This window comes from Paracoccus sp. S4493 (genome assembly GCF_000967735.1).
Taxonomy (GTDB): domain Bacteria; phylum Pseudomonadota; class Alphaproteobacteria; order Rhodobacterales; family Rhodobacteraceae; genus Paracoccus; species Paracoccus marcusii.
In genome coordinates, this window is the sequence record NZ_JXYF01000241.1 from 1 (window position 1) to 9,983 (window position 9,983).

The window sequence follows — 9,983 nt, forward strand, 5'->3', positions numbered from 1 at the left end:
CCCAGGCAAGAGCGCGCGCGGATATGGCGATCTATCATCTCAGGGCCACGATGATCTCCCGCTCCGCCGGGCGCAGCGCCACGGCGGCGGCGGCGTATCGCAGCGCCGAGCTGATCGTGGATCAGCGCACCGGGCTCGCCTTCGACTACCGCGCCCGCGGCGGGGTCGATCACGTCGAGACCATCGCACCTGCGGATGCCCCGAGCTGGGTGCAGGACCGGGCGGCGCTGTGGAACGCGGTGGAGCTGGCCGAGACGCGCAAGAACAGCCAGGTCGCCCGTGAGGTCAGGGTAGCCTTACCCTGCGAGCTGGACGCCCCGCAGCGGCTGCAGCTGGTCCGCGACTTCTGCCAGCGCGAGTTCGTGGACCGGGGCATGGTCGCGGATATCGCCCTGCACGCCCCAGGGCGTGAGGGCGACGAGCGCAACCACCATGCCCATATCCTGCTGACCACTCGCGAGATCGGTCCCGAGGGGTTCACCACCAAGAACCGGGACTGGAACGCCAAGGAGCTGCTGGAGGGCTGGCGGGAGGCCTGGGCCCGCGACACCAACCACGCCCTGGAGCGCTGTGGTGCCGAGACCCGCGTGGATCACCGGACGCTGGAGGCACAGCGCGTCGAGGCTGAGGCACGCGCGCTAGAAGCCCGGGAGCGGGGCGACGAGGCCGAGGCCCTGCGCGAGACTGTCCGGGCCGTCTCGCTGGACCGCCAGCCCCTGCCGCAGCTTTCCGCGGGGGCGTGGCAGCTCAAGGAGCGCGGCATCGAGGTCGCGGCCGTGCAGGTCTGGCGGGAGATCAAGGAGCAGGCCGTCGAGGTTGCCCGCGTGGCGCAGGAGCTGGCCGAGAAGGGTCGCGCCTGGCTGGAGCGTGTCGCGGAACGGGCGGCGGAACAGGTGCGTGAGGCAGTGGAACGGGTTGCGCCCGCCGATGCCTGGGGGGAGTTCTTCGCCGCCGCAGCGCCCGGTGCCTCAGCCGCGGCTGAGGGGCTGGCGCGGGATCTGGAGGTCGAGCGCCGGCTGGAGGCGCAGCGCGAGGCTGCCGAGCGGGAGGCGCGGGAACGAGTGCAGGAGCAGGAGCGCCGGGCCCATGAGCGTGACGACGGCCACGATCACGGCTGGTAGGCGTTCTTTGCGCCTGTGCAGTTTATAGCAGGCGATAAAGGGTCGCGCGCATCACATCGGCAATCAGCAATTACCTCTTTAAACATGCCGAAAACCTTGCAGACGCTGCATTGCAAGGTCATGGTTAGTGAACTCACCAAGATTGGGGATTGCGATGCGTATCGTAGGAATTTGCCGCTATTCGTTGCTTGGCCGCGGTGATTGGCATGCCTATCGCGGAAAGACTGATGCAGAAGTCGAAGCAGTCGCCAGAGAGCAAGCTAAATTGCTTTTTGCAAAAGATCGGATGAACGCAAGACTAGAGTCATTCGAACATCTGACCTTAGCAAGCCTTCGTGCCCAGACTGACCAAGACTACACCTTTATTGTTTTAGCATCAGAAATGATGCCCAAAATATACAGAGATAAGCTGCTGAGCTTATGTAAGGATATGCCGAATGTCCTTGTTCGATTTTTTCCTCTATCCAATGCAATCGAAGCACAAGCCAAAGTCTACACCGAGCTTGGTCTAACATACAGAGATACTGTCCAGTTTCGCCTAGATGACGACGACTGCTTGTGCCGAACATTCATTCAAATGCTTCGGTATCATGCCGAAAAATTCGATGAACCGTTGCCGTTCGCAATAAGCGTAAGCAGCTTCCTTTATGCTGTTTCTGGCGGAAGCGGAAAAGGCGTATATGATTGGCAAACGCCTTTTCTTGGCGCAGGCGCAGCTGTCTGGCATCCCCATAAGAGTATATATGCGTTCGGGCATTTTGCTTTAGGAGTAAGGTTTCCTTACTCCATAATAGAAGGGCATCAGGCTTTGGTAACAAATACAGGCTTGAATGATACAGAGGCCACTGCCGAAAAAATTATGAAAGCCGGAATGATCCGTTTAAATACGGAACAGATCATGGAAGATATCGACAGAGATTTTCCGTTTCTTTCGCAGAAAGCGTTCGAGATCACTGGAATGCCATTGCAAATTTCACTAATGCGCAAGGCTTCAGAGGTTCGTAGAACGCCTATGCCTCAAAGAAGTGCCACTAAACTATCTAATACAAAAGCTGCAAAGACAGGGTAACGCAGCGCATCTCCACGTCAGAACCACCCTCAAAGAGGAGCGGGATGTAGTGCGCATCAGCCTCACCCGATCCACAACCCTGCGCTGATTCCCACCCCTTGCTTGGCGCGGCGCATAGCACCCAACGGGGAAGAGCGCAGGCTCAGGGTTGAACGGGAGGCCTCGCTCCCGGGCAGGTTTGCACAATCCGGAAGCAGTTCCGCTGCCGATCACGGCGTCTCAAAAAACTTACGCTGCATTGCAGCGCAAACCCGTGACAAGCTGCAACAAAACACTCACTCTGAACCTTGAAGCCACGTTGCCACGTGCTTCACTCCTCCTTCCAAGCGCGTCTCCTCCTCCCTCCGGCGCGTTTGGTGATGAACTTCCAAAGGCCATCGGTCCTGCCGCTCTCCTCCTCCCTGCGGTCAGGATCGATGGCTCTTTGTTTGCAGGGTGGGGTTGCCCAAGCCGTTTCCGACCTCGCCTGTATGGCGTCTCAGAGACGCTCAATTTTCACAGGCGATCCCGTCACCGTCTCGATCCAGATCATAGACATCAGGACCGACGACCTCGACCGGGCCTTGCACATATTCAGGACCGTTTCCGCTACCGCTTGCGCAATCCACATCGCTGGCCACCGGCACGCAGACGCGCGCGTAGCTTGGGTGGCATTCCTGGGATAATGCGGGGACGGGCAGAAGCAGCAGACCGATCAGAATAGGACGGCACATGGCAGGCTCACAGGGGAAAAGATCACCCGGCTAAGCCATAAGGTCAGAAAAAATCAACCTTAGAGTGAATTTTACCCTCTCAGTTCCAGGGTCCCAAAAGGGTCTAAGCACAGCTTTCTTTCCAATATGCCTCTGTATCTTTGGAATCAGGAAAAGCTATTGTGCCGTCCGCAGATGGATGTTCTGCACGTTTGGGTTGTACATAATGCCAGAACGTTCGGGGTTTGGGCTGGAGATCGAGACGCGCGCGCAGAGCCGGGGTGACCGCAGGGCGTTAGCAAGAAGCCCTGCCAAAGGCGGGGCATGCTGTAACTGCAAACGCGTACTAGTCGGAAACCCAAAGGCTGGTGAGCGGCCCTCAACACCGTGCGTCTCGAGGGGGTTCACATCCTAGTTCCTCTACCTTGTAGCCAGGTCTAGGGCTCGGCCTATAGGGTGAGGCGTGTTTTCCAAGGTACTAGAACGGCCACCAGCGGCGGCGCTTTACAGAAGCCGGCGCAACTGGTTCTGCCTCCTGATTAGCGAGAAGGTTGGTGGCCTGCTGTCGCCATTTATCCCGGTCCTCTTTTAGATCGGCCATCTGGGCAACGTAGTTCTCTAATAGTGTATCTTTCAGTTTGTCACGTTCACGCAGGGCCGCAAGTTCCTCGCGCAAGGCATTGGCTTCTGTAAAATTATCCCTTTGCGCGGCATTTGCGTTCTTTTGCATTGTGGGGATTTGCAGGGTTTGCGCGTGTAAAGGGTAGACGCGGGAAAGTTCGGCCCCATCGATCTGCCAAGACCCAGAGGTATCCTTGGTGGCTGAGATTTTCCCTGACTTAATAGCTCGTGTGATGGTCGCTACGTTCTTGCCAGTTACTTCCGCAGCTTGGTTTGCGCTGTATTGCATTAGCCTTTGCGTTCCTTTGCATTGTTAGGCTGTGCAAATGTTTGCACGCAAACATAGGAGCTGTCTATTCCCCGACTAGCATAGCAGGCAGATCAGGCTCCATCCCATCAAAAAACGGCTGTGAAACGGGCGGCAATCCCTCACCGGAGGGTAGTTGCATTTCACCTGAAAACACTGAAGGGACGCGGTGAAGCGGTGTACTTTCGCCAATCCGGCTTGTGTTCTTCTGCTCTGCCTCAGAAACAGCAACGGTGGCCGTAAACAAGCTCCGGCGAATGCCGTCCCGCGAGCCATGCCAAGCGACACGATCGTTGACTACATAAGCATTTACCGTTCCGCTTTCGCCAACCTGCCAAACCTCAATCCAATTTTCGTCGCGAAGGGTCGCAAGTGCACGCTGGACAGTCGGGCGTGAGATCCCAGTTGCCGTCTGTAGCTCTCGCTGTGAGATCACCACTGCATTATTGTCGCCCATGCGGGCAGTGAGGATATGCATGACTGCGGCTGCTTTTGGGGCGCGGATGATCAGTTGCGCCCATTCCTCGTGAGCGGCTCGCTCTGTCTGGACCCAAGTTCCTCGTGTCTTTTTCTCGGGCAGCTTCGACATGTCCCTACCTATTTGTTGATGCAGGATGCCTCCCCTGCTTTCAAATTATGAAAATCTGCGATCAATAAAAGAAAGTCAACGATGCTTTCAAAATTTGAAAGTCAGTGAGGCAGGTTGCATCATCTAGATGATGCAGGGGTGCATCATCTAGATGATGCAGGTACCCAAAAAAAACCATTATAAAACAATAACTTAATTTTTCCCCTTCTAATGATCTACAGGGAAGAACCGGGACGGGCCGTGTCGGGCGAAGCAGCCCCCGGGGAGCAAGCGCCGACCGGCGCGGACTGGCCCGGTTTTTTCCTGTCAGCGCGCTTCGACTTTGAAGTGTCGTTTGGCAGGTGCGGGACGCCTCAGCGTGCATTCCGCGGGAATGGGGATGATCAGGCAAGAAGGGGAAAGGGTTATCCCAGGGAGCGCCAAATCTGTGCCTCTGAGACAGGTCTGGATTTCGACCCTGGCGCTGATGGCAGCGGCGGGATCTGCGGGTGAGACGGCGCCTGGCGCGGATGTCCCCCATTGGACCGAACCCCGAACGTTCCGGCATCATGTACAACCTAAACGGGTGAAACATCGGATATGAGGTGTTATGCGCCGGAAGGCAGGAGGAGGCAGGGGTCAGCCAGGGGTTGTGGGGCGGTTGAGCCGGTCCAGAAGAAGATTTGAGGCCCTGAACCGAGGAACCCGTTTGGCGAAGACCGGGACAGCCTCACCAGTTCTGGGATCGCGGCCTGTCCTGGCCTGTCGGGCCCTGCCGAAGAAACTGCCGAACCCCCGGATCTCGATCCTCGACCCTTTCGCAAGACTGTCAGTAATCTCGTTCAGAATTGCGTTGAGGGCCGCTTCCACCACGGACCGAGGGAGATGCGGATGAGTCTCAACAAGCCTCTCAATCAATTGCGAGCGGAGCATGGATCTTCCTTTTTTGCGATAGAGTATGAGCAGGCTCGCTCAAGTTCTGTGAGGTCATGCGGGTCGTGTCCAGGACCAAGAATGATTTCATCCATACTTAGCGATATCGTTGATTGCCGCCATTGTGATCCCGTCTCTCAGCCTAATAGCCCTCATTCTTGCTGAAGCTTCGCTATGCAGCTCTTTCGATATAATGCATGAAACTCTTAAAAGAGCAGACATCACCTCAATCATGAGGTAGGTTGAGGTCCTCTTTATTTTTAATATAGAATAGAGCCGGCAAATGGATAATTATGAAGGTCAGCTGAAAACTGTCACTGCCGCTGTTTCCAAAAAACAGCTTGAGGTGGCATTCAGGCATTTTTTTGGTCTTGTGCCACCCGAGATCATCTCTGAAGCGGAATACGCCGACGCTACTGCACTTTATGCGGCGATGGATTCATCCGTGCCCCCTCAAGACCTGCATAGCCCCGTTGCACGCTATGTTGTTGCCTTGGGGATGCAGATAACAAAATGGGAAATCAAAAACATTAAATGCTGAACGAAGGTTTGGCCGCGCTCGTATCGCAGTTTGAAAAATGCCGCCTGCTGAGCCAATGAGTAGGTGCCACCTACTTTAAGACTGCATAGGTGTTTGCCTGATAAGCAGCCTTGCTACGGGTAGGGAGATATTTGTGCATTCACTCTATACAATACAATTGCATGGGCCTTTAGATACCAGTTTTACCTTTGTCGTTGAGGGCGCAGCCTGCCCCGGACCGAATTTTTCCAAAAGGATTACAGGGCCGGGACAGGGGGACGGGAACAGAGCGCTCCGCCTGGAATTGGACGCCGCTTCCTGAACTCGCACGGACCAATCATGGCGGAAGTCTTGCTGAATGTCAGCGGCATGAAGAGACTGTCGAAATGACATACCATAACGCACCGCGCTTCGTGCTGCGCCATTTCCTGCCGCTCGCAAGCAATGAAACAGATGAAATCAGAGCCCGGCGGCCTCTCGCAGGGCGCGGTTCATCCGGGTCTGCCAGCCGGGACCGCTGGACTTGAACCGGGCCACCACGTCCTGATCGAGGCGCAGGGAGACGGCAACCTTGGGGTTTTCGACCTTGGGTCGTCCGCCCATGTTCCGGCGCATGGCGTCGGACAGGGCCGGAAACGCCTCTGTGAAGGGCCGGGCCTGGGCGAGTTGCGGCGCTGTGGCCTCCGGAGCGTCCGGATCGCTGGCGATCATCCGCTGGATCTGGTCTTCGGTCAGATGGGTCTTGCTCATAGCAGGCTCCGTTCCCTGGCGCTGGCGGGGCGCATCGAGATCACCGACACCCCTTGGGTGCCCAAGGTCGCGAAGACCACCGCCACGGTGCCATCCGCGAGATGCCCGATCGCCATGTGCCGGCCCGCCTTTGCCGGAACCACGACCGAAGCCAGAAAAAACGCCTCGTCGAGATCGGTAAAATCCAGACCGTGCTTGGCAAGGTTGGTTTGCCGCTTCGGCGCGTCCCAGGTGATCATCAACATGTGTTTATGTATATACGCAAACCTGCTGCGCGTTCAAGACATACGGCGGGGTCATCCGACCCGCTCGGCGGATCAAAAATGGTCCTGGAGGGACGTTCCAAAACACAGCCCGGACGCCGAAATGCAATTTCGGTTAACATCGGCCATATCCTGCAACTGCAACGACCCCTCGAGATCTTCGATCAATCGGCCAGGACATGGGATCAACCCCAAAGGCAGAGAAACGACGTCCGTGGTTCCGGTGGCTAGCTTGCCCCAGATACTTCCTGAATTCCCGTGTATCGCCACGATGTCCAGAACGGCCCCCAGAGCCGCAATTCCCCCGAAGACGGCTCAGACCCCCTCCGAAGCGGTAGAGGGCCTGCTGACGGCCTTTGACGGCTTCAGGCGCATGTAGGGATCAGCCGGGGAGTGTGGGTCGGTTGAGCCGATCCAAGATGTGCCTGCCGGCTCTGAAATGCAGGATCTGCCTGGTCTCCATGAACACCGGCTCACCGGTCCTAGGATTGCGACCCATCCGGGCCTCTCGGACTCTGCAGGTGAAATTGCCGAATCTCCGCAACTCGACCCTGTGGCCCTGCGCCAGACGGGCGGTGATCTCATTGAGGATGGCCTCGAGAGCCAATTCCACCACGTGCCGGGGCAGATGCGGATGCGCTTGGACCAGCTTCTCCAACAATTCAGAGCGGACCATCTGGCCTCTTCCTTCGCCTTACCGGTGCATGAACGGCCATCTTCGATGCTGAGGCCCGCCGTCCTAACTGTCAGCGCTCCACTGAGATCCAGCTATTGTTTCTAGCGTTTGTTTACCGGCGGTTTGGGACTGTGCTTTAATCAGGCAATTGTACATTATGTCCGATAGGAAAAAGAAGCAGGAAATTCCAATCGCTCAAGTCTATTTGTTCTCTTTATCTTTACAACCAATAATTATAGGGAAAGGGATACCTGTAAAACAAGGATACCCATGCCTGATCTTAGTTTTGATACCATGAGCCTGGACGAACTGAAGCGTCTCAAGAAGGACCTCGACAAGGCCATCGCCAATTATGATGATCGCCGCAAAGCGGAAGCCAAGCGTGATCTTGAGGAAAAGGCCCGCGAATACGGGTTTTCTCTATCCGAGTTGGCGGACGTCAAAACCACGAAACGCGCCGCGCTCGCGCCCAAATACCGCAATCCCAGCAATCCGGAGCAGACTTGGTCAGGACGGGGCCGGCAGCCGACTTGGTTTCGGGAGGCCATTCAGGCCGGGACCGAGCCGGACGACCTTAAAATCTGAAACTGCATAGAGTTTTGGGCCAGTGGCCAACTGGCCCATATCAACTGTTCTGCATCGGAAAAGAGAAAGGCTGGAATTGGCCTAAGATCGTTTCAGATCTTCCTCAATCTCCCGCACCAGCTCCGTATGCAGTTCGTCCTGTCTGATCTTGGTCACTGGCAGAATGGGCAGATAGTGCGATTGCGCCTGTAAGGATGCTTCGCGCCCCTCACGCTTCTTGCGTGCTCGATCCAGAGCTTCATTCATCTAGTCGACCAATTCGACCAAGCGTGGCGGTATCTGTGTCATATGAGTGAACCTGATCGTTGCCGTCATGTTCCTAAAAAACATGACGGCGGGTGCATCCATCTTTGCGATGGCTGCATCATCAGCCAGGTTAGCTAGTCCGTAACCGCCAGGGACACCTCATCTTTGGCGGTTTTTCCATATCCGGATGGGCGGAGAAATTCTTTCAGTGGTTCCGAGCGGGCCATGATCAATTTCCTGTTCCCGAAAGGATAAAAACGGGACTTTTAATTTTGGCCCGTCGGGAATGGTAACGTTTCGTCCGTGAACTGGATTGAGAGGTCTTCCGGTGTCTCGCTGACCCGAACTGTTGCGATCCCGTCCCCACTGGACAGATCCACGCTGGTGCCATCAAAGGTCGACGTCATCTTCACCACGCGCCAGGGCGGGCATTCGAAGACGTGCATTTTGCTGTGAATGTCCCTAAGCACGATAACTTCTGCCATGATCGCTTTCTGCCCATTATTTGGCTCCGACTCTTCCGTCCTTGCGACCGAAAGAGTCGGAGCGGCCCTTTGCTCTCAGTGCAGCAATCGGCGCAATGCCATGTTGACCTTGGCCTCGATCATCCGCTCGATTTCTTCAGCCTTGCGTCGCTCTGCCTCGGCCTGCTCGGCCTGCTCGGCCTGCTCGGCCTGCTCGGCCTGCTTGTGTTTTTTATAGACCAACGAAGATTTTGGCAATTGGACGGGTTTGGTTCCTTTTTTGGCAAGTGTCATACATCTCTCACGGTTCTGTGACCTTTTGATCCTCTCACTGCCTCTGTCTTGCTGTCAAATTTGCTTTCGACGTTTGGCGGAGCTGAGTTGAGAGCGGTGCCCGTCACCTGTGCAAGTTTCGATGATCCTGCAACTGCAACACCCCCCTGGCGACCTTCATCAGTTCGTCTGCTTCAGCTATCGATCCAGATGCCGCAGAAGCGTCTGCCATCGCTGTTGGTGGCGATCTCGCCCCCGGCTGACGTACAGAACACCTCCGGATGCTTTCCGAACTCCCGTGCATCGCCGCGTCCCTGGATGAGAAGCAGCGCCACGATGCCAAGAACGCCCCCCAGAGCCGCAATTCCTCCGAAGACGGCAAGACCCCCTCCAAACCGATGCAGGGCCTCCTTGCTGCTCCTGACGCTCTCCAGGCGCATGTGGTTGGCGGCGGCGCTGATCTCATGCTCCAGGCTCTTGATGGCCCTTTCAGCGGCCACCTGAGCGGCGCTGGCGCTATCCTGGTGCATCCGCCTGCCCAGATGCTCCGAGGCGTCTATGACCTCCTGAGCGTGCACGAATGCCTCTTCCGACGCTTTTTCGATCCTGGCCATGAGCTTTGCCGCCTCGGCCTTGGTGGTCGCGGTGGCGGTGAGGTTGCCCACGTCCTGGCGCAGGAGCCGCACCTGGTCGGTCAAATTGGCAATCAGTTCGGCAGGGGATTTGGCGGCAGTGCTCATGCGGTGCCCGCCTTCGCGTCCAGTTCGGCCAAGAGACCGGCGATCTCCTTTTGATCGACCTCGCGGGTGGCGTTCTTGCGCAGGGTGGCCGCCATCCACTTGGCGATCTTGGGATCCTTCAACGCCTCCGTGGTCACGATGGCGCCGACGATGAT

At 56.8% G+C, this 9,983-nt stretch carries 15 protein-coding genes; 4 read left to right on the forward strand and 11 right to left on the reverse strand.

Annotation, left to right across the window (positions count from 1 at the left end; all coding sequences use genetic code 11):
* Both mobQ and TW83_RS20110 read left to right on the forward strand, forming a co-directional pair.
* Positions 1-1,121 (forward strand): MobQ family relaxase (gene mobQ / locus TW83_RS21910; RefSeq protein ID WP_239441412.1); only part of this gene is annotated, 1,121 nt, incomplete at its 5' end.
* 154 nt (positions 1,122-1,275) lie between these two features.
* Complete coding sequence (locus TW83_RS20110) at positions 1,276-2,190, forward strand: glycosyltransferase (RefSeq protein WP_084697653.1); 915 nt, start codon at positions 1,276-1,278, stop codon at positions 2,188-2,190.
* Positions 2,191-2,678: 488 nt separating this feature from the next.
* Here TW83_RS20110 and TW83_RS20115 read toward each other — a convergent pair whose 3' ends face one another.
* From TW83_RS20115 to TW83_RS16680, 4 genes are all read right to left on the reverse strand, one after another.
* A complete protein-coding gene (locus tag TW83_RS20115; protein ID WP_084697655.1) occupies positions 2,679-2,903 on the reverse strand; it encodes an excalibur calcium-binding domain-containing protein in 225 nt (74 codons plus the stop codon).
* Between the two features lie 457 nt (positions 2,904-3,360).
* Positions 3,361-3,792 (reverse strand): hypothetical protein, encoded by a 432-nt coding sequence (locus TW83_RS20830; protein ID WP_157001706.1) that lies wholly within the window; start codon positions 3,790-3,792, stop codon positions 3,361-3,363.
* 64 nt (positions 3,793-3,856) lie between these two features.
* Complete coding sequence (locus TW83_RS20120) at positions 3,857-4,399, reverse strand: helix-turn-helix domain-containing protein (RefSeq protein ID WP_084697657.1); 543 nt, start codon at positions 4,397-4,399, stop codon at positions 3,857-3,859.
* A gap of 618 nt (positions 4,400-5,017) precedes the next feature.
* Positions 5,018-5,311: an HU family DNA-binding protein gene (locus tag TW83_RS16680; RefSeq protein ID WP_045983909.1), complete on the reverse strand. Its 294-nt coding sequence runs from the start codon at positions 5,309-5,311 to the stop codon at positions 5,018-5,020.
* Positions 5,312-5,594: 283 nt separating this feature from the next.
* Between TW83_RS16680 and TW83_RS20835 the strand changes: the two genes are divergently transcribed.
* Positions 5,595-5,852 carry a hypothetical protein gene (locus TW83_RS20835; protein ID WP_157001708.1) on the forward strand — a complete coding sequence of 86 codons (258 nt, stop codon included), beginning with the start codon at positions 5,595-5,597 and terminating at the stop codon, positions 5,850-5,852.
* Positions 5,853-6,290: 438 nt separating this feature from the next.
* On the opposite strand, the gene TW83_RS16685 is transcribed toward TW83_RS20835, so the two are convergent.
* The 3 genes from TW83_RS16685 to TW83_RS16695 all read right to left on the reverse strand — a co-directional run bounded on the left by TW83_RS16685 (position 6,291) and on the right by TW83_RS16695 (position 7,520).
* Entirely contained in the window at positions 6,291-6,581 is a 291-nt protein-coding gene (locus tag TW83_RS16685) for a BrnA antitoxin family protein (protein ID WP_045983910.1), read from the reverse strand.
* Positions 6,578-6,820, reverse strand: a complete 243-nt coding sequence (locus TW83_RS16690) for a BrnT family toxin (RefSeq protein WP_239441413.1) — start codon at positions 6,818-6,820, stop codon at positions 6,578-6,580. Before TW83_RS16690 ends, TW83_RS16685 begins: the two co-directional genes overlap by 4 nt.
* 406 nt (positions 6,821-7,226) lie before the next feature.
* Positions 7,227-7,520 carry an HU family DNA-binding protein gene (locus TW83_RS16695; protein ID WP_045983912.1) on the reverse strand — a complete coding sequence of 98 codons (294 nt, stop codon included), beginning with the start codon at positions 7,518-7,520 and terminating at the stop codon, positions 7,227-7,229.
* Positions 7,521-7,790: 270 nt separating this feature from the next.
* On the opposite strand from TW83_RS16695, the gene TW83_RS16700 reads away from it, so the two are divergent.
* Positions 7,791-8,105, forward strand: a complete 315-nt coding sequence (locus tag TW83_RS16700; RefSeq protein ID WP_045983913.1) for an H-NS histone family protein — start codon at positions 7,791-7,793, stop codon at positions 8,103-8,105.
* Positions 8,106-8,186: 81 nt separating this feature from the next.
* Here the strand turns inward: TW83_RS16700 and TW83_RS20840 are convergent, their stop codons facing one another.
* The 4 genes from TW83_RS20840 to TW83_RS16710 all read right to left on the reverse strand — a co-directional run bounded on the left by TW83_RS20840 (position 8,187) and on the right by TW83_RS16710 (position 9,828).
* A complete protein-coding gene (locus TW83_RS20840; protein ID WP_157001709.1) occupies positions 8,187-8,351 on the reverse strand; it encodes a hypothetical protein in 165 nt (54 codons plus the stop codon).
* Between the two features lie 266 nt (positions 8,352-8,617).
* The gene (locus tag TW83_RS16705) at positions 8,618-8,836 is read right to left on the reverse strand and encodes a hypothetical protein (protein ID WP_045983914.1); all 219 of its coding nucleotides are present in this window, start codon (positions 8,834-8,836) and stop codon (positions 8,618-8,620) included.
* A gap of 75 nt (positions 8,837-8,911) precedes the next feature.
* On the reverse strand, positions 8,912-9,109 hold the full coding sequence (locus TW83_RS20845; RefSeq protein WP_157001711.1) for a hypothetical protein: 198 nt from the start codon (positions 9,107-9,109) through the stop codon (positions 8,912-8,914).
* Between the two features lie 173 nt (positions 9,110-9,282).
* Positions 9,283-9,828 carry a hypothetical protein gene (locus TW83_RS16710; protein ID WP_045983915.1) on the reverse strand — a complete coding sequence of 182 codons (546 nt, stop codon included), beginning with the start codon at positions 9,826-9,828 and terminating at the stop codon, positions 9,283-9,285.
* Between the last annotated feature and the right edge of the window lie 155 nt (positions 9,829-9,983).

Bases quoted from the DNA above. Each gene is read 5' to 3' on its own strand.
- TW83_RS16710 (WP_045983915.1), bottom strand. From the start codon at position 9,828: ATGAGCACTGCCGCCAAATCCCCTGCCGAACTGATTGCCAATTTGACC.
- TW83_RS16700 (WP_045983913.1), top strand. From the start codon at position 7,791: ATGCCTGATCTTAGTTTTGATACCATGAGCCTGGACGAACTGAAGCGT.
- TW83_RS20840 (WP_157001709.1), bottom strand. From the start codon at position 8,351: ATGAATGAAGCTCTGGATCGAGCACGCAAGAAGCGTGAGGGGCGCGAA.
- TW83_RS16695 (WP_045983912.1), bottom strand. From the start codon at position 7,520: ATGGTCCGCTCTGAATTGTTGGAGAAGCTGGTCCAAGCGCATCCGCAT.
- TW83_RS20120 (WP_084697657.1), bottom strand. From the start codon at position 4,399: ATGTCGAAGCTGCCCGAGAAAAAGACACGAGGAACTTGGGTCCAGACA.
- TW83_RS16690 (WP_239441413.1), bottom strand. From the start codon at position 6,820: ATGATCACCTGGGACGCGCCGAAGCGGCAAACCAACCTTGCCAAGCAC.
- TW83_RS16680 (WP_045983909.1), bottom strand. From the start codon at position 5,311: ATGCTCCGCTCGCAATTGATTGAGAGGCTTGTTGAGACTCATCCGCAT.
- TW83_RS20110 (WP_084697653.1), top strand. From the start codon at position 1,276: ATGCGTATCGTAGGAATTTGCCGCTATTCGTTGCTTGGCCGCGGTGAT.
- TW83_RS20845 (WP_157001711.1), bottom strand. From the start codon at position 9,109: ATGACACTTGCCAAAAAAGGAACCAAACCCGTCCAATTGCCAAAATCT.
- TW83_RS20830 (WP_157001706.1), bottom strand. From the start codon at position 3,792: ATGCAATACAGCGCAAACCAAGCTGCGGAAGTAACTGGCAAGAACGTA.
- TW83_RS16705 (WP_045983914.1), bottom strand. From the start codon at position 8,836: ATGGCAGAAGTTATCGTGCTTAGGGACATTCACAGCAAAATGCACGTC.
- TW83_RS20115 (WP_084697655.1), bottom strand. From the start codon at position 2,903: ATGTGCCGTCCTATTCTGATCGGTCTGCTGCTTCTGCCCGTCCCCGCA.
- TW83_RS16685 (WP_045983910.1), bottom strand. From the start codon at position 6,581: ATGAGCAAGACCCATCTGACCGAAGACCAGATCCAGCGGATGATCGCC.
- TW83_RS20835 (WP_157001708.1), top strand. From the start codon at position 5,595: ATGGATAATTATGAAGGTCAGCTGAAAACTGTCACTGCCGCTGTTTCC.